18 protein-coding genes are annotated in these 15,176 nt (G+C 64.3%); 9 read left to right on the top strand and 9 right to left on the bottom strand.

What is annotated here, in order from left to right:
• Positions 1-189: 189 nt before the first annotated feature.
• The 6 genes from pyrE to ruvX are packed head-to-tail and all read left to right on the top strand — an operon-like array spanning position 190 to position 4,481.
• Positions 190-771 (top strand): orotate phosphoribosyltransferase, encoded by a 582-nt coding sequence (gene pyrE, locus RMO89_RS16300; RefSeq protein WP_310534440.1) that lies wholly within the window; start codon positions 190-192, stop codon positions 769-771.
• Entirely contained in the window at positions 771-1,505 is a 735-nt protein-coding gene (locus tag RMO89_RS16295) for a pyridoxine 5'-phosphate synthase (RefSeq protein ID WP_310534439.1), read from the top strand. Before pyrE ends, RMO89_RS16295 begins: the two co-directional genes overlap by 1 nt.
• A 58-nt stretch (positions 1,506-1,563) precedes the next feature.
• Positions 1,564-1,968 carry a holo-ACP synthase gene (gene acpS / locus RMO89_RS16290; protein WP_310534438.1) on the top strand — a complete coding sequence of 135 codons (405 nt, stop codon included), beginning with the start codon at positions 1,564-1,566 and terminating at the stop codon, positions 1,966-1,968.
• A gap of 25 nt (positions 1,969-1,993) precedes the next feature.
• Positions 1,994-2,920: a signal peptidase I gene (gene lepB, locus RMO89_RS16285; RefSeq protein WP_310534437.1), complete on the top strand. Its 927-nt coding sequence runs from the start codon at positions 1,994-1,996 to the stop codon at positions 2,918-2,920.
• Positions 2,917-4,017: an AI-2E family transporter gene (locus RMO89_RS16280; protein WP_310534435.1), complete on the top strand. Its 1,101-nt coding sequence runs from the start codon at positions 2,917-2,919 to the stop codon at positions 4,015-4,017. The genes lepB and RMO89_RS16280 overlap by 4 nt, the downstream gene beginning before the upstream one ends.
• 20 nt (positions 4,018-4,037) lie before the next feature.
• Positions 4,038-4,481, top strand: coding sequence for a Holliday junction resolvase RuvX (ruvX, locus tag RMO89_RS16275; RefSeq protein WP_409035571.1), 444 nt, complete (start codon positions 4,038-4,040; stop codon positions 4,479-4,481).
• On the opposite strand, the gene RMO89_RS16270 is transcribed toward ruvX, so the two are convergent.
• The 7 genes from RMO89_RS16270 to argH form a co-directional block, all read right to left on the bottom strand.
• On the bottom strand, positions 4,478-5,374 hold the full coding sequence (locus RMO89_RS16270; protein WP_310534431.1) for a transposase: 897 nt from the start codon (positions 5,372-5,374) through the stop codon (positions 4,478-4,480). The genes ruvX and RMO89_RS16270 overlap by 4 nt on opposite strands.
• Positions 5,362-6,327 (bottom strand): hypothetical protein, encoded by a 966-nt coding sequence (locus RMO89_RS16265; RefSeq protein WP_310534430.1) that lies wholly within the window; start codon positions 6,325-6,327, stop codon positions 5,362-5,364. Before RMO89_RS16265 ends, RMO89_RS16270 begins: the two co-directional genes overlap by 13 nt.
• 27 nt (positions 6,328-6,354) lie before the next feature.
• Complete coding sequence (locus RMO89_RS16260; RefSeq protein ID WP_310534429.1) at positions 6,355-6,525, bottom strand: hypothetical protein; 171 nt, start codon at positions 6,523-6,525, stop codon at positions 6,355-6,357.
• Positions 6,526-6,623: 98 nt separating this feature from the next.
• The gene (locus RMO89_RS16255) at positions 6,624-7,388 is read right to left on the bottom strand and encodes a bifunctional precorrin-2 dehydrogenase/sirohydrochlorin ferrochelatase (protein ID WP_310534428.1); all 765 of its coding nucleotides are present in this window, start codon (positions 7,386-7,388) and stop codon (positions 6,624-6,626) included.
• Positions 7,385-8,647: a diaminopimelate decarboxylase gene (gene lysA, locus RMO89_RS16250; RefSeq protein WP_310534426.1), complete on the bottom strand. Its 1,263-nt coding sequence runs from the start codon at positions 8,645-8,647 to the stop codon at positions 7,385-7,387. The genes RMO89_RS16255 and lysA overlap by 4 nt, the downstream gene beginning before the upstream one ends.
• A gap of 20 nt (positions 8,648-8,667) precedes the next feature.
• Positions 8,668-8,913 carry a hypothetical protein gene (locus tag RMO89_RS16245; RefSeq protein ID WP_310534425.1) on the bottom strand — a complete coding sequence of 82 codons (246 nt, stop codon included), beginning with the start codon at positions 8,911-8,913 and terminating at the stop codon, positions 8,668-8,670.
• Between the two features lie 4 nt (positions 8,914-8,917).
• The gene (gene argH, locus RMO89_RS16240; RefSeq protein WP_310534442.1) at positions 8,918-10,291 is read right to left on the bottom strand and encodes an argininosuccinate lyase; all 1,374 of its coding nucleotides are present in this window, start codon (positions 10,289-10,291) and stop codon (positions 8,918-8,920) included.
• Between the two features lie 43 nt (positions 10,292-10,334).
• Between argH and RMO89_RS16235 the strand changes: the two genes are divergently transcribed.
• The 3 genes from RMO89_RS16235 to RMO89_RS16225 are packed head-to-tail and all read left to right on the top strand — an operon-like array spanning position 10,335 to position 12,429.
• Positions 10,335-10,874 (top strand): TlpA disulfide reductase family protein, encoded by a 540-nt coding sequence (locus RMO89_RS16235; RefSeq protein WP_310534424.1) that lies wholly within the window; start codon positions 10,335-10,337, stop codon positions 10,872-10,874.
• Positions 10,875-10,876: 2 nt separating this feature from the next.
• On the top strand, positions 10,877-12,001 hold the full coding sequence (locus RMO89_RS16230) for a zinc-binding dehydrogenase (RefSeq protein WP_310534441.1): 1,125 nt from the start codon (positions 10,877-10,879) through the stop codon (positions 11,999-12,001).
• Positions 11,998-12,429, top strand: a complete 432-nt coding sequence (locus RMO89_RS16225; protein WP_310534423.1) for a thioesterase family protein — start codon at positions 11,998-12,000, stop codon at positions 12,427-12,429. The genes RMO89_RS16230 and RMO89_RS16225 overlap by 4 nt, the downstream gene beginning before the upstream one ends.
• Here the strand turns inward: RMO89_RS16225 and RMO89_RS16220 are convergent.
• Positions 12,426-13,916, bottom strand: coding sequence for a glycerol-3-phosphate dehydrogenase (locus RMO89_RS16220; protein WP_310534422.1), 1,491 nt, complete (start codon positions 13,914-13,916; stop codon positions 12,426-12,428). The genes RMO89_RS16225 and RMO89_RS16220 overlap by 4 nt on opposite strands.
• A gap of 307 nt (positions 13,917-14,223) precedes the next feature.
• Positions 14,224-15,176, bottom strand: a 953-nt coding sequence (locus RMO89_RS16215; RefSeq protein WP_310534421.1) for a GSU2403 family nucleotidyltransferase fold protein, incomplete at its 5' end; no start/stop codon positions are given.

Here is a 15,176-nt window from a genome sequence, read left to right as displayed (position 1 = left end):
AGCTTTCCGCTTTCCTATGCCGGCGAGAGCGTTCCCTGTTGCCCGCCTCGCCTTCGATGAGGCCGAATTTGTCGGGGCCTATACGCGCGCTTGCGGGGCCACTCAAGCGCCTCTAGGGGATTATTTTGCCGCCATGCAAGCGGCTTGGCGTTTCTGGTGAAAATTCACAGGATAAAGGGTTCCCGAGCAATGCAGGATGAAGAGGTACTGGCCGAGTTCCGCGCCAGCAAGGCGCTGCTGGAAGGCCATTTCCTGCTCTCCTCCGGCCGCCACAGCGCGCATTACCTGCAATGCGCGCGCGTGTTGATGGATCCGGACCGCGCCAGCCGCCTTGCCGTTGCGCTCGCCGGAAAGCTCCCGCGCGACCTGCGCAAGCAGATCGCCAAGGTGGTTTCGCCGGCAATGGGCGGCGTGATCATCGGTCACGAGATGGGCCGCGCACTCGGCGTGGAGGCGATGTTTGTCGAGCGCCCGACCGGAACTTTCGAATTGCGCCGCGGATTCGCGCTTGAACCCGGCGACAAGGTGCTGATGGTCGAGGACGTGGTCACGACCGGGCTTTCCAGCAAGGAAGCGATCAAGTGCATCGAGGAAGCCGGCGGCGAAGTGATCGCGGCAGCCGCTCTCGTGGACCGCTCGGCCGGAACCGTTGAACTCGGGGTGCCGTTCTATCCGCTGCTGGCACTCAATTTCCCTACCTATGCGCCTGACGAACTGCCGCCCGAACTGGCCGGCTCGGAGGCGGTGAAGCCCGGGAGCCGCGCAAAGTAATGAACACTCCCGGTCGCCTCCGTCTTGGCGTGAATATCGATCACGTTGCGACAATCCGTAACGCGCGCGGCGGTGACCATCCCGATCCGGTACGCGCGGCGCAGATCGTGGCGGCTTGCGGGGGCGACGGCATTACCGCGCACCTGCGTGAAGACCGCCGCCACATCCGCGACGAGGACCTCGCCCGCATCCAGGCGGCGATGGACCTGCCGCTCAACCTTGAAATGGCCGCAACCGACGAGATGCTCGCCATTGCGCTGCGCCACAAACCGCACGCCGCCTGCATCGTTCCCGAACGGCGCGAAGAGCGCACGACCGAGGGCGGGCTAGATGCCGCCGGCCAGCACAACCGGCTGGTGCCGATCGTTTCGGCACTGGCCGATGCCGGTATCCGGGTTTCGCTGTTCATCGCCCCCGACGAGCGCCAGATCGAAGCCGCGATGCGCCTGCGCGCGCCAGTGGTCGAGCTGCACACCGGCGAATACGCCCATGCGACAGGCGATCAGGTGGCAGTCGAGCTGCGCCGCCTGGCCGACATGGCCGCGCTCGCCGCCAAGAACGGCATCGAGCCGCACGCCGGCCACGGCCTGACCTACGACAACGTCCAGCCGATCGCCGCGATCCCGCAGCTAGCCGAGCTCAACATCGGGCACTACCTGATTGGCGAGGCGATCTTCTGCGGGCTGGAACCCGCCGTGCTGCGCATGCGCGAACTGATGGACGCGGCGCGGTGATGGAAATTCGGGGGAAGATCCTCACCAAATTCGCGAAGCACGTTTGGGGAGGACCTGCATGATCATCGCCATCGGCTCCGACCTCTGCAACATTGCGCGGATCGAGAATTCGCTGGCTCGCTTTGGCGAACGGTTCGAACTGCGGGTCTTCACCGAGGTCGAACGCGCCAAGGCGGCCCGCCGCCCGTTCACCAAGGCCGGCACCCTCGCCAAGCGTTTCGCCGCCAAGGAGGCTTTTTCCAAGGCGGTCGGAACCGGATTCAAGGCCGGCGTGTTCATGAAGGACATCGGCGTGGTCAATGCGAAGAGCGGCGCGCCGACCCTCGCCTTGACCGGCGGGGCCGCTGCCCGGCTAGCCGCGATAACGCCTGCCGGCCATGACGCCTTTGTCCACCTCACCCTGACCGACGATCACCCCTGGGCTCAGGCCTTCGTGGTAATCGAAGCCCGACCTATTGCCTGACATACCCCTCACCTGAAAAGCTGCCATGACTGTCGAAGACACCCAGACGAACGAAGTGCCCGCACCCGCCGAAGATCCCAAGGACAAGGTCAACTGGGTTGATGAAGTGCGCGGCCTTGCGTGGATGCTGCTGGCGGTGCTGGCCTTCCATTCGTTCATCGCCAAGCCGTTTTACATCCCGTCGATCTCGATGACGCCGAACCTGCTGGTCGGCGACCGGCTGGTCGTGTCGAAGTATCCCTATGGCTGGAACTGGTCCTCGGTCAGCTTCCACCTGCTGCCGCGCGGCAAGTGGCGGGCGCTGGGCGGGACGCCCGAATATGGCGACATCGTGATTGTCGTGCCGAAGGACCGCGATGACGATCTGATCAAGCGCGTTGTCGCCCTGCCGGGGGACCGGATCGCGCTGAAGTCTGGCCAGATCTACCTCAACGGCGCACCGATCAAGCGCGAGATGGACCCCCCCCTGCGCCTGCCTGCCGACGATGCGCTGATGTGCGATGATGGCCCGGGCAAATCGTGGTGCTATTCCTCTGACGACATGGCCCGCCACCGTGCGCGCATGCCTGACGGGAAATTCGTGCTCGAACTGCCGACCTGGCGCGAGACGCTGCCCAACGGCGCGACCTATCTCACGCTCGATACCAGCGACGAACCCAACGACGACATGGACGAGATCACGGTGCCCGCCAGCCACGTGTTCCTGATGGGCGACAACCGCGATCATTCGGCTGACAGCCGCGTCCCCGCCGCGCCGATCAGCAATGGCCTCGGCGGCGCCGTGCCGCTGCATGACGTGGGCGGACGGGCCGAATTCATTACCTTCTCGCTCGACGGCACGCAGAGCTGGAACCCGCTGTCATGGTGGGGAGCCTTGCGTTCGGGACGCGCGTGGAGCAGCCTGCGTCCCGCAATCGCGCAGACTCCTGCGCCTGCCGGGAACAGCAAGTGAGCGAGGACGAGCCAGTTCACCCCACCAAGGCCCGCGCTGCCGGTCCGACCGACTTTACCGACCCGCAGCTGCGCTGGGAAATGAAGCGCGCCGCCGTCTGGCTCGGCCTGGCAGGGCTGATCGTCCTCACCGTATTTCTCGCCCAGCCGCTACTGGTGATCTTCGGCGGACTGGTTTTTGCCGCGATGATCGACGGCGGCGCGCGCCTGCTAGGCCGGGTGCTACCGCTGCCACGCGGCTGGCGGGTGAGCATCGTCATCCTGCTCGCCGCCGCCTTCCTGATCTGGACGCTGACCTTCGCCGGCACCCAGCTCGCCAATCAGGCGGCGGAATTGCCCGCTCTGGTCGAATCACAGGCCAACCGTGTGTTTGACTGGATGCGCGGCCACGGCGTGCGCATCGATTTCGCGGCGGTTCAGGCGGTCACGAAGGAAGTTGTCGGCGGTGTCGGACAAGTCACGCACGCGGTCGGCGGGCTGATCGGCGGGGCAACCACGCTGTTCCTGATCCTGGTGCTCGGCATCTACATCTCTGCAGAACCCCGGCTTTACCAGCGTGGGGTTGCGTGGATGTTCCCGATTTCGGAGCGCGGCCACTTCCATGCCACGGCTGCGCAGATGGGCAAGTCGCTGCGCCGGCTGATGGCGGGACGGCTGCTCGGGATGGCGCTGGAAGGGGTGCTGTGCTGGATCGCCTTGTCGATCTACGGCGTGCCGATGGCCGCGCTGCTCGGCCTGTTGACCGGCATTCTGGCCTTCATCCCCAATATTGGCGCGCCCATATCAGGCCTGATCATGGTCATGGTCGGATTCTCGGTCGATACGTCGACGGGGCTGTACTGCATCATCATCTACTTCGTGCTGCACACGGTCGATGGCAATCTGGTTGCGCCCTATATCGCTCGCAAGACCGTGGACCTTGCCCCGGCGCTGGTGCTGGGAGCGCAGCTGATCATGGGAACTCTGTTCGGCATCCTCGGCCTCGCGCTCGCTGATCCACTGGTGGCGATGATCAAGATCGCGCTCGAACGCCACTCCGCCCGGCACGAGGCGCAATGGCACGCCGCCCATCCTGACGGCGAGGATGACGGGTCTTGATCACCACCAGCGTGTTCGACATGCGCGATGCCTTGCCGGGCGGCGGCGCGCTGCTGGCGCTTGACCTTGGCACCAAGACCATCGGTACGGCGTTCTGCGATGCCGGCTGGCGCTTCGCCAGCCCGGGCAAGACCATCCCGCGCGGCAAGTTCATGGCCGACAAGGCGCAGCTCGCAGCCCTGGTCGCCGAACGCAGCATCAAAGGGCTGGTGATCGGCCTGCCGCTCAACATGGATGGCAGCGAAGGCCCGCGCAGCCAGTCCAGCCGCGCCTATGCCCGCAACCTTGAGCCTCTGGAATTGCCGATCCTGCTGTGGGACGAACGCTGGTCCACCGCCAGCGCGACAAGCGCCCTGATCGCCCAGGACATGAGCCGCGCCAAGCGCGCCGAACGCATCGATTCGGCGGCGGCTGCGGTGATCCTGCAAGCGGCGATCGATGCTCTGGCGGGTGGGCGTTTCTAAGCGAGCGCCGCGCGCCGCGCCGTCGCTTCCGCAGCCACCATGCGGCTGCCCGAATGCTCCATCTTTGCCCAGAACGCATCGCGCTCGGCCGCGTCGGTAAACCGCGAGGCCAGCGCATCCGAAGCGGTCAGCCGCATCCGGTCGCTCGGGTGGCTGGCGGCGAAGCTCTCAGCGAGCTCGAGCGATTCGTCATCCCCCATCGCCACGGCCACGCGCAGGAAGGCGTCGGTCGAGCCATGGCTGATGATCGCTCCGAGCGTCCCGCCTTCGATATCGAAGCGGTACTGGTCGAGCCAGCCAAGCGCCGGGTTGGCGTGCATGATGTTGATCGAGACTGACAGCGCATCGGCGGGGAGCTGGCGGTGGACATCGCGGTGCGCGCGGTAGAGCATCAGTTTGCCCTCCTCCAGCCGTTGGCGCCCCATCGGCTTCAGCCGCACCGGCTCGCCGCGATAGCCGGCAACTTCAGCATATTCGTATTCGTAGTAATCGCTCCAGTAGCCCGGGCCGAAATAGCCGAGCGTCAGGAAGTGGAAATTATGATCGTGCGGCATGTCGTATAGGAACGGCGAACGCCCGCTGGCGAGCAGCACGTGATCCTCCGCACCCGGCCAGATATTGGCGCGCAGAAAGCAGTTGCCCCGGTGGTCCGAGAGGATCAGCGACTGCGGGCCATAGCTCTGCCCGTCCGCGTCCTCGCGGTAGCGATGGGCGAGGTTGCGGACAAGAATGTCACCCAGGAAAGTCGCGTTGTTACCCAGCCGCCGCAGCCAGCCCGCGCCGTGGTGCAGGCTTTCCTCGTTCATCGGGTCGAAGCTGTTCGCCGCGAGCGCATCAGCGCATTCGGCCAGCGAGCAGGACGACTGGTCCTCAAGATCGATTACGCGGGGCATCGTTCCACCTCGGCGAGTTGGGGGTGAGTTTCGAGCAATTGCGCCCGCAGCGCGCCGGCGGGAATGGCGAGGCCATCCTCGCCCGAACGGGCAATCGCGGTGAGCGTCCAGAAGCCGGTTCGGGTATCGAGACCGAGGCATTCGCGCAGCGCCTGCCAGCGCAGCGAATCGCCGTGCGATACGTCCCGGGCAATCTCGGCCAGCACGGGGGCGGCATCGCTGCGGCCCATCTTGCCGAGCAGGGCGACCGCCATTTCGTGCCGACTTTCGCGCGGGGTGGCGCTGGCGCGGTGCAACACCTTGCCATCCTCCAACGAAATTTCTAGCCGCGCCTGCGAGGAATCGAGCCGCCGCTGAAGCCGCAGGAGAAGAAGAACGCCATCGGCAGCATCAAAAATCAGCGCTTCGCGCGCGCCATCGCGGCCCAGTGAAAGGCCGGGCGCGAGATCGAGACCATGCGTTGCGATCCTTTCACCGCACCGCTCGATCAGCCGCGCCCTTCCGGTGCCCGAAAGCACGACTTCCCATTCGTCAGAAGGCGAAAAACATGCTGACTTCGGCTCGGGCCGCGCCGCCAGCCCAGCGCCGTCAATCGCGGTCAGGGTCAGCAGGCTATCACCTTCGCGCGCCAGCATCAGTACCGACATCACGCCGTCGGTAAAATGGCGCACCGGCACCACGCCAAGCGGCTGCTGGGCAAGCGCCCTGGCAAAGCTGGACATCAACGGGGCAACAAGATCCTGCGCAGCATCTTCCACGTCGCCGAACAGGCCGGCCAGTTCCCGCTGGTCGGCGAGCGGCGCGCCCTTGGCATAGCGCGAGAAGCCGGCGAGAACCCGGCGCACCCCGGCGCTCTCACGCCAGGAAGCCAGCGCTGCGGTAAGTCCGTGTTGTGCGCGCACCTGCTCGGCCGGGTCGGCCTGAAGTGCGGCGATCGGGGGGCTTAAATCCACAGCGCTGCCTTTCCAGTTCCTAGGCAATCAGCCAGGGACGCCATCTTCCGGGTGCATCAGTTCGTAAAGGAAGACCATCAGGACGACAATCTCGTCGCCTGATGATTGCGCTTGTCCGCCGGGCAGAAGGCTGCCGAAAACGCCGGTGAGCACGTCAAGATGCGGTAGCGTCGCGACATCGATCAAAGGTAGGATCATGGCAGGTTCCCATGCTCTGCAAGGCACCATTGCCTTGCCGCACCGGCTTGCCGGGAGGATCCCCTCAACTGAAATTAAAAGCCTGTAATCGCCCCGGATCAGGACGCGCGCAGGACCACCACAAGGCCGTCTGCAAGCGGTGGCGGCGCGCCCGTTCCAATGTCCAGCCGCACGGCATCGGCGCGGGCGCGCATTGCGATTTCGGGAGCCACGCCCGGCTCGCTGGCAAGGCAATCGGCGCTGCCAAGAAACCGTGCCTCGCGCAGGGTCAGATCGTCCGGATCGGCACTCCGCAGTTGGATTTCGATCGTCGCAGGGCCGCCAGAGGTCGCATTTTCCAGCCAGCCCCCGATTCGCGCAGCGCTTGCCGAATCGAGCGGATCAAGCGCACCGCCTTGCGCCAAGGCCGCATCGAGCGCGCGGCGGCGATCGGCAGCATCGGGAAAGCGGTTCTTGAGAGCAGCGCGGATTGCGCTCAGGCCTTGGGCCAGTTCACCGAGCGATTGGGGCAGCAATGCCTCCAGCCGCAGCCGCAGCGACTTGGCGAGGCCGGCCGAAACGCTGCCGGTGCCCACCGCCACTTGCACCGGGCCGCGCTCGAGCAGGCTGGGGACGGTGAAATCACAAAGGTCAGGCCGGTCGGTGACATTGACCAGCAGGCCGCGCGCCTTCAGCCGCGCGGCAGTCTCATCGGGATCGTCGAGCGCAACAAAAGCCAGCCGGGCTTGCGGATCATCTTCACCAACGATTACCCCACCCGCACGTTCGATCAACCGGCGCTTGGCAAGGCCCGCGTCCCCCTCGCCCAGCAGCATCACCGGCTGGCCGGCAATACGGTGGAACAGGGGGAGTGAGTTGGTCATTCGAGCCAGTCCGGTACGCGTTCGGAGGCGCTGATCGCTTCGGGCATGATGCGGTCGGCAACGACGGCGAACCTGTCGCCGTCGACCATGACTTCGGCAATGAAACCACGGCTGTTATAGCTTGACGCCATGGTCGCGCCATAAGCCCCGGCGGTGCGGAACACCGCGAGATCTCCGGCAACCAGCGCATCGCAGTCACGGTCCATGGCAAAGGTATCACCGGTCTCGCAGATCGGGCCGACGATGTGCGCGGTCATGCGGTCGCCGCTGGGCTTTACCGCGTCGAAATCGTGCCAGGCACCGTACATCGCCGGGCGGGCAAGATCGTTCATAGCGGCATCGACAATAACGAACGGCGCCTTGTTCGAGCTGCGCTTCACCCGCACCACCTTGGTCAGCAGTACGCCAGCATTGCCGCAGATCACGCGGCCCGGTTCGAACATCAACGTGACGTCCCAGCCTTCTGTCGCGCGGGCGACCATGGCGGCATATTCTTCCGGCGAGGGGAACGTCTCGCCCGCTTTGTAGGGCACGCCCAGCCCGCCGCCGAGATCCACGTGGGTTACGCTTTGTCCGCCCGCGCGCAATTCAGCGACCAGTGCGCCGACCTTGGCAAAGGCTTCCTCGAACGGTTCAAGCTCGGACAGCTGGCTGCCGATGTGCACGGCCACGCCGCGCATGTTGAGGCCCGGCAATCCGGCCAGCCGCGCATAAATTCCAGCAGCACGGTCGATCGGCACGCCGAACTTGTTCTCGGCCTTGCCGGTCGAGATCTTGGCATGGGTGCGGGCGTCGACATCGGGATTGACCCGCAGCGCACAATTGGCGGTGAGGCCAAGTCCGGCGGCAATTTCGGCTAGCTCCTCGCCTTCTTCCTCGCTCTCGATGTTGAACTGGCCAATGCCTGCCTTCAGCCCGGCAATCATTTCATGGTGCTGCTTGCCGACGCCAGAGAACACGATGTCGTCTGCCGGCATCCCGGCCGCCAGAGCCCGCGCCAACTCGCCCGCCGAGACGACATCGGCGCCCAGCCCTTCGCGCTTCATCACGCGCAGCACGGCCAGGTTGGGATTGGCCTTGATGGCAAAGGCAATGTGCACGCGCGGCAGGATCGACAGGGCATCGCGGAACACCTGCGCGTGGCGTTCCAGCGTGGCGCGCGAATAGACATAGACCGGCGTGCCGACGGCATCGGCAATCGCGGTCAAGGGCACGTCTTCGGCGTGAAGCACGCCGTTCTTGAGGTCAAAATGGTCCATGGAAATTGGGTCTTTGCGTCTCAGCCCTCGGGGGGCAGGTCGTAGGGATCGTCGGTACGGTCCTCGGATTTCTTGCGGAGTTCGACCGAGCGTTCGGGCGCGGCCTGCGGGCGCAGTTTCAGCAGCTCGTCGGAGGTCGGCTTGGTATCGCGGCCCATCGGCGCGACGGGCAGGTCGCGCCCGGCCAGCGGTTTGAGCGGCGCGGTCACGCCGCAGGCGGCCAGCGGCAGGGTGAGAACGGCAAGTGCGAGCGCGGCCTTCTTCATCAGTTCACTCCAGCCCCAGCGCGGTCCGCGCCTCGGCAACGCGCTTACCTACCTCAATCGGCGCAGTTCCGCCATGGCTGCTGCGCGCCGCGACCGAAGCCTCGACCGACAGCGCGGCATAGACGTCCTGCGTCAGGCGCGGATCGATTGCCTGCAAGTCGGCCAGCGGCAACTGATCGAGCGCGATGCCGCGCGATTCAGCAAGCTTTACGGCCGCGCCGGTAATGTGATGCGCCTCGCGGAAGGGGATGTTCGCCTGCCGGACGAGCCAGTCGGCAAGGTCGGTCGCCGTGGCATAGCCCAGCTCTGCGGCGGCGCGCATCCGTTCCGTGCGGAACGTGGCGCCCTCGACCATGCCGGTCATCGCAGCGAGGCACAGGGTGAGCAGGCTGGCGGCCTCGAACACTGGCGGCTTGTCGTCCTGCATGTCCTTTGAATAGGCAAGTGGCAGGCCCTTCATCGTGATCATCAGGCTGGTCAGGCTGCCGATGATCCGCCCTGAATGGCCGCGCACCAGTTCGGCAGCGTCAGGGTTCTTCTTCTGCGGCATGATAGAGCTGCCAGTCGAGAGGCTGTCAGGCAGCGAGACGAAACCGAAAGGCTGGCTCGCCCAGATGATGAACTCTTCGGCCAGGCGGCTGAGGTGCAGCGCGCACTGGCTGGCGGCCATCAGGTAATCGAGCGCGAAATCACGGTCCGATACCGAATCGAGGCTGTTGGCAGTTGGCCCGTCAAAGCCGAGCGCCGAAGCGGTCATCGCGCGGTCGATGGGGAACCCCGTACCAGCGAGAGCCGCCGCGCCCAGCGGGCTGCGGTTCATCCGCACCCGGGCATCGGCAAAGCGCGACACGTCACGAGCGGCCATCTCATAATAGGCCATAAGGTGATGGCCGAGCGTGACCGGCTGCGCAGTCTGCAAATGGGTGAAGCCGGGCATGATCGAGCCAGCATGCTCGCCCGCGCGGGTGACCAGCGCCACCTGCAGCGCCTTGAGGCCCGCCATCGCCGAATCACAGGCATCGCGCACCCACAGGCGGAAATCGGTCGCCACCTGATCATTGCGGCTGCGCGCGGTGTGCAGACGGCCCGCCACCGCGCCGATCAATTCGGCAAGGCGGCTTTCGGTGGTCATGTGAATGTCTTCAAGGTCCCAGTTTTCGGGAACCCCGTTAGCTTCGTATTCGGCGGCAACCTGATCGAGACCGCCGGCAATCGTCGCCGCATCCTCGGCCGAAACGATGCCCTGCGCACCAAGCATGGCGACATGGGCCTTCGATGCGGCTATGTCCTGACACCACAGTGCCTTGTCGAACGGGATCGAGGCATTTATCTCACGCATGATCGCTGACGGTCCACCTTCGAACCGTCCGCCCCACATCTGGTTGGAGCCTGCCTTGCTGCTATCGAGATCGCTCAAATCCGTGGTCCTTGGCCTGGGTATCAGCCTGCTGCTCGCGGGGTGCGATAGGCAAAGCGATGAAAAGGCGCAAGCCAAGGCTATCGCCGCCTGCACCGCCATTCCCGCCAAGGTCGGTGAACCCGATTGCAGCAAGCAGGGCAACGAACTGCCCGATTTCACGCTGGTCGATCCGGCAGGCAAGAAGCTGGCCATGGCCTCGCTCAAGGGCAAGCCGGTACTGATCAACCTCTGGGCCACCTGGTGTGCGCCCTGCGTGGCTGAGCTGCCGCAGCTCGACAAGCTGGCCGGCGGCAAGCTCAAGGTGCTGACCGTGTCGCAGGACATGCAGACCGAAAAGGTCGCCGATTTCCTCAAGCAGCGCGGGGTAAAGAACCTCGAACCCTGGCTGGATGAGAAGAATGAGCTTTCGGCGCATTACGAAATTCAGACCCTGCCAACGACGATTCTCTATGACGCGGAGGGCCGCGAAGTCTGGCGCGTCACCGGTCCGCGCGAGTGGGACAGCGAGGCGACGAGGAAGCTGCTGAAGCCGGTGCTCTGAGCGTGTCGCGCCGCATCACCGCCGCCGTGCTGCGCCATTCCGGCGATCAGCCCCGGCCCTATGCGACGAACGCTCCGCTGGAACTGGCCGTGCTCGATCTGGCTGAACCCGGTCTCGGCGAACTGCTGGTGCGCATCGACGCAGCCGGAATCTGCCATTCCGACCTCTCGGTGATCAACGGTGACCGGCCGCGCCCGATGCCGATGGCGCTAGGTCATGAAGCGGCGGCAACCGTGATCGCCACAGGCACGCCCGGCGATCCGGATTTCGCGGCCGGAGACCGGGTGGTGCTGGTTTTTCTCCCGGCCTGCGGTGACTGCGCGGAATGCCGCGACGGGCGCGGATACCTCTGCGGCGTGGCGGCGGAGGCCAATGGCCGGGGCGAATTGATCGGCGGTGGGCGGCGTTTGTCGGAAGGCGGCGGCGAAGTACACCACCACCTCGGCGTATCGGCCTTTGCAAGCCATGCCGTGGTTGACCGGCGCTCGGCGGTCAAAGTGGATAGCGACATCCCGCCCGAAATCGCCGCGCTGTTCGGCTGCGCGGTGCTCACCGGGGTGGGCGCGGTGATGAACACGGCGGCACTTCGCAAAGGGGAAAGCGTGCTGGTCTATGGCCTTGGCGGGGTTGGCATGGCGGCGCTGATGGGCGCGATTGCGGCGGGTGCCTCGCGGGTTTGCGCAATCGATCCCTCGCCCGAAAAGCGCGCGCTCGCGCTGGATCTAGGCGCGGATGAAGTGGCCGCGCCTGAAGACGCGCGTCGGCTCGAAGACGCCGATGTCGTTATCGAATCGGTCGGTAGGGCTTCGGTCCTCGCTACCGCCTACGCCAAGGCCAAGCGCGGCGGGCGGGTGATTACTGTCGGCCTGCCGAACCCGTCCGAAATGCTCACAATTCCGGCTATTTCGCTCGTGGCCGATGGCAAGGCACTCATCGGCAGTTACATGGGCTCGTCCGTCCCGGCGCGCGACATTCCGCGTTATATCGAGTTATGGCGTCAGGGGCGCCTGCCGGTAGAGCGCCTGCTCACCTCGGTCAGTCCGCTCAGCGACATCAACCTGTGCATGGACCGGCTGGCCGATGGCTCGGCAATCCGTCAGGTTGTCATTCCGGGAGAACCGACATGAGCCGCGCGCCCCTGCTTGGCCGGGACTCCTATCGCCACTGGCACCGCCTGCCAACGCAATGGGCAGACAATGACGTCTATGGTCATGTCAATAACGCCGTGCAGTACCGCTGGTTCGATACGGTGGTGAACAACTGGCTGATTGACGTGGGCCTGCTCGACATCGAACACGGTGATCCGATCGGCCTGGTTGTCGAAACCGGCTGCCGCTACGCCGCATCGCTGGTCCATCCAGTGACGGTGGAAATCGGCCTGATGATCGAACGGCTGGGATCATCAAGCGTGACCTATCGGCTCGGCGTATTCACCCCCGGATCAGACATCGCCGCCGCCGAAGGGCATTTCACTCATGTCTATGTGGACCGGAAAAACCGTCGCCCGGTGCCTTTGCCCGAAGCTTGGCGGCGGACACTTGAAACGCTGACCTAGTCCGTCTGCCGCGCTGCCATGAAGGCACGCAGCTGGTCTTGCTCAGCCGCAGAAAACCGCAGACCTAGCTTGGTCCGGCGCCAGAGAACATCCTCCGCACTGCGCGCCCATTCGCGTGTCATCAAAAAGCGCACTTCCGCCTCGGTCAGGCCGTGACCAAAGTGAAATCCGCATTCAGCCAGTGAAGCCGCATCTCCCAATATCTCTGTAGTGAGCGTTCCGTAACAACGCGCCAAGCGTGAAGCCCACAGCGGTTCAAGAAATGGATATCGGTCCGCGATCAAAGCCAGCAAGTCGTCCGCTTCCTCGCGCGAAAAATCGCCTCCGGGCAGCGCTGCTGTCGCCGTCCAACCTTCGCCTTTCAGGACTGGCAAGCGCTCGGCAAGCAGCTCGACCGCTTCCTGCGCCAAGTACCGATAGGTCGTGATCTTGCCGCCGAAGACGGTGAGGATCGGCGCGCCTTCCTCCGCATCCGACAGGTCGAACCGATAACCGCGCGTTGCGGCCTCGGGTTTGCCGGAGTGATCGTCGAGCAGAGGGCGGACACCCGAATAGGTCCAGATAACATCAGTTGGCATAACCGGTTTGCGGAAATAAAGGCTCGCGCCGTCGCAGAGGTAGGTAATTTCCTCCTCGCTGGCGCGCGGTTCGCCGCCAGTGTGGTCGCGGTCGGTCGTGCCAATCAGGGTGAAGTCCTGCTCGTAGGGAATGGCGAAGAAGATGCGCCCGTCCGGCAGTTGGAAGAAATAGGCAAATTCGTGATCAAATAGCTTGCGCACGACAATATGGCTGCCGCGCACCAATCGCATGCCGTATTCAGCCTGCTCATGCGCCCGCCCCAGCACGTCGAGAACGCGTGGACCGGCGGCGTTGACCACGGCTTGGGCACGGAATGGTCCGTCGGGCGTGTCCAAACGCCACAGTTCGCCATCCCGCTCGAGGCGTGAAACTGGGCAACGGGTGCGAATCTCGGCGCCGTGATCGGCGGCATCACGGGCGTTGAGCACGACAAGGCGAGCGTCATCGACCCAGCAATCCGAATAGACAAAGCCGTGAGCGAATTCCGGCTTCAACGGCCCACCGGCAGGGTGGCGCGAGAGGTCGATTGATTCGGCCGTCGGTAACCGCTTGCGCCCGCCGATATGGTCATAAAGAAACAGCCCTAGCCGCAGCAACCAGCGCGGGCGCAGCCCTTTGGCGTGGGGCAGGACAAAGCGCAGCGGCCAGATGATGTGCGGCGCGATCCCCCACAGCTGCTCTCGCTCGGACAGAGCCTCACGCACCAGGGCAAATTCGTAATGTTCGAGATAGCGAAGGCCGCCGTGGATTAACTTGGTCGAGGCGGATGAAGTACCGCCGGCAAGATCTCCAGCCTCAAGCAGCAATACCTTCGCGCCCCGCCCAGCTGCGTCGCGCGCAATGCCGCAGCCATTCACGCCGCCGCCGATTACTGCGATATCGTAGATCTGGTCAGCCGGTACGCTCATGCTAGCTGACAGTGCCCCAGCGCCGCGCTAACGCCAAACGCAAAAAACCCCGCCGAAGCGGGGTCTTGTGTTGGTTGCGGGGGGGCGCATTGCTCGTCACTTGCGGTTTCGCCCTGCCCCGCAGATTTCTCACGTGGCGAGGCGCGGTCAGGAGATATTTTCCAAGATTATTGATGAAAGAGGACCCGATTGTACTCTTAGAAATCTGATCAATTGCGTGTCTAATGGGCAATAAGTCCGCGAGTCCGGTTCAAGCGAACCGGAGCACCGCAACCGTAACACCGGGATTTGTCTCCGAGAACTTTGATCATCCTCGCTTCGGCTTTTGGGCATCCCAAAGTTCAAAATGCGACTTCAACGCGTCTGGCAATTCTTCGAAGAAGGCATCATCAATCGGGTAATGCCGCATGGTCAGCCAGACCGCGTCCAGCACGGCCATGCCCTGCTTGTGGTCTTTCGGCTTCTTTTGCGGGTCGCGTTCCGGCTTTGCCGCCATCCAGAGTTTTTGCAGGGCAAACCATCGCGGATCGGGAACTACCATGCGCGCTGCATCGCCATCGCGCACACCGACTACGCGGTCGACCTGCCGTCCGTTCAGAAGCCATTCCTGCTCCGGAAGTGGGATCGGCCGTGGCCGATCCTGCGCTATCTGTCCGCCGATGCGGCTCGGCGCAGACAAGATCTCGACCTCATAGGCTTTGGCATTGCGCGCCTGGAATGGGCGCTCGGTGTTCACCGAGTAGGTCATGTCCGCTTCCTTGAGAACCTTCCACAAGGTCGGTCGCTCTTCGTCAGCTTCGATCCCGGTCAGAGCCATGTCAAAATCGAGGGTCGCCTCCGGCGCATCGCGGATGAACCCGTTGGCTTCCAGTGCGTACGCGATCAGTGCGTTGGTTCCGACCACCATAGCCTGCCCACCCAAAAAGCGGAGACGATCGGCTTCGCGCAGGATCTTGCCGGCTTCTGCCGGAAGCATAGGCAGGCGCAGCGCCCGATAGAGGCTGGCTTGTTCTTTTAGGGTTTCCTTGCTGCGGGCAAGGCGATCCTTCAGTTCGGACTTCTCGGTCTTGTAATGGTCGAACTCTGCCAGCTTTTCTGGATCTACAGGACCCTTGCTTTTCATGCTCCCGCGACGATCGGTGACCTCGTAGAGGTATTCTCGGCCTGAGACCTCCTTGATGCGCATGTTGTACGGCAGATTATTCAACGTGCGCAGAGCCTCCATCCAGACCTGGTAGGCTTGGTCAAGATTGACGATAA

Source organism: Novosphingobium sp., from assembly GCF_031424035.1.
Classification (GTDB): Bacteria; Pseudomonadota; Alphaproteobacteria; order Sphingomonadales; family Sphingomonadaceae; genus Novosphingobium.
The sequence above is the reverse complement of the archived record's forward strand: the minus strand, read 5'-3'. Positions and strand labels throughout refer to the sequence as shown.

Coding starts and splice junctions, on each gene's coding strand:
- RMO89_RS16260 (WP_310534429.1), bottom strand. CDS start 6,525: ATGATCCTACCTTTGATCGATGTCGCGACGCTACCGCATCTTGACGTG.
- RMO89_RS16295 (WP_310534439.1), top strand. CDS start 771: ATGAACACTCCCGGTCGCCTCCGTCTTGGCGTGAATATCGATCACGTT.
- RMO89_RS16220 (WP_310534422.1), bottom strand. CDS start 13,916: ATGAGCGTACCGGCTGACCAGATCTACGATATCGCAGTAATCGGCGGC.
- ruvX (WP_409035571.1), top strand. CDS start 4,038: ATGCGCGATGCCTTGCCGGGCGGCGGCGCGCTGCTGGCGCTTGACCTT.
- RMO89_RS16270 (WP_310534431.1), bottom strand. CDS start 5,374: ATGCCCCGCGTAATCGATCTTGAGGACCAGTCGTCCTGCTCGCTGGCC.
- lepB (WP_310534437.1), top strand. CDS start 1,994: ATGACTGTCGAAGACACCCAGACGAACGAAGTGCCCGCACCCGCCGAA.
- RMO89_RS16225 (WP_310534423.1), top strand. CDS start 11,998: ATGAGCCGCGCGCCCCTGCTTGGCCGGGACTCCTATCGCCACTGGCAC.
- RMO89_RS16255 (WP_310534428.1), bottom strand. CDS start 7,388: ATGACCAACTCACTCCCCCTGTTCCACCGTATTGCCGGCCAGCCGGTG.
- RMO89_RS16245 (WP_310534425.1), bottom strand. CDS start 8,913: ATGAAGAAGGCCGCGCTCGCACTTGCCGTTCTCACCCTGCCGCTGGCC.
- acpS (WP_310534438.1), top strand. CDS start 1,564: ATGATCATCGCCATCGGCTCCGACCTCTGCAACATTGCGCGGATCGAG.
- pyrE (WP_310534440.1), top strand. CDS start 190: ATGCAGGATGAAGAGGTACTGGCCGAGTTCCGCGCCAGCAAGGCGCTG.
- lysA (WP_310534426.1), bottom strand. CDS start 8,647: ATGGACCATTTTGACCTCAAGAACGGCGTGCTTCACGCCGAAGACGTG.
- argH (WP_310534442.1), bottom strand. CDS start 10,291: ATGTGGGGCGGACGGTTCGAAGGTGGACCGTCAGCGATCATGCGTGAG.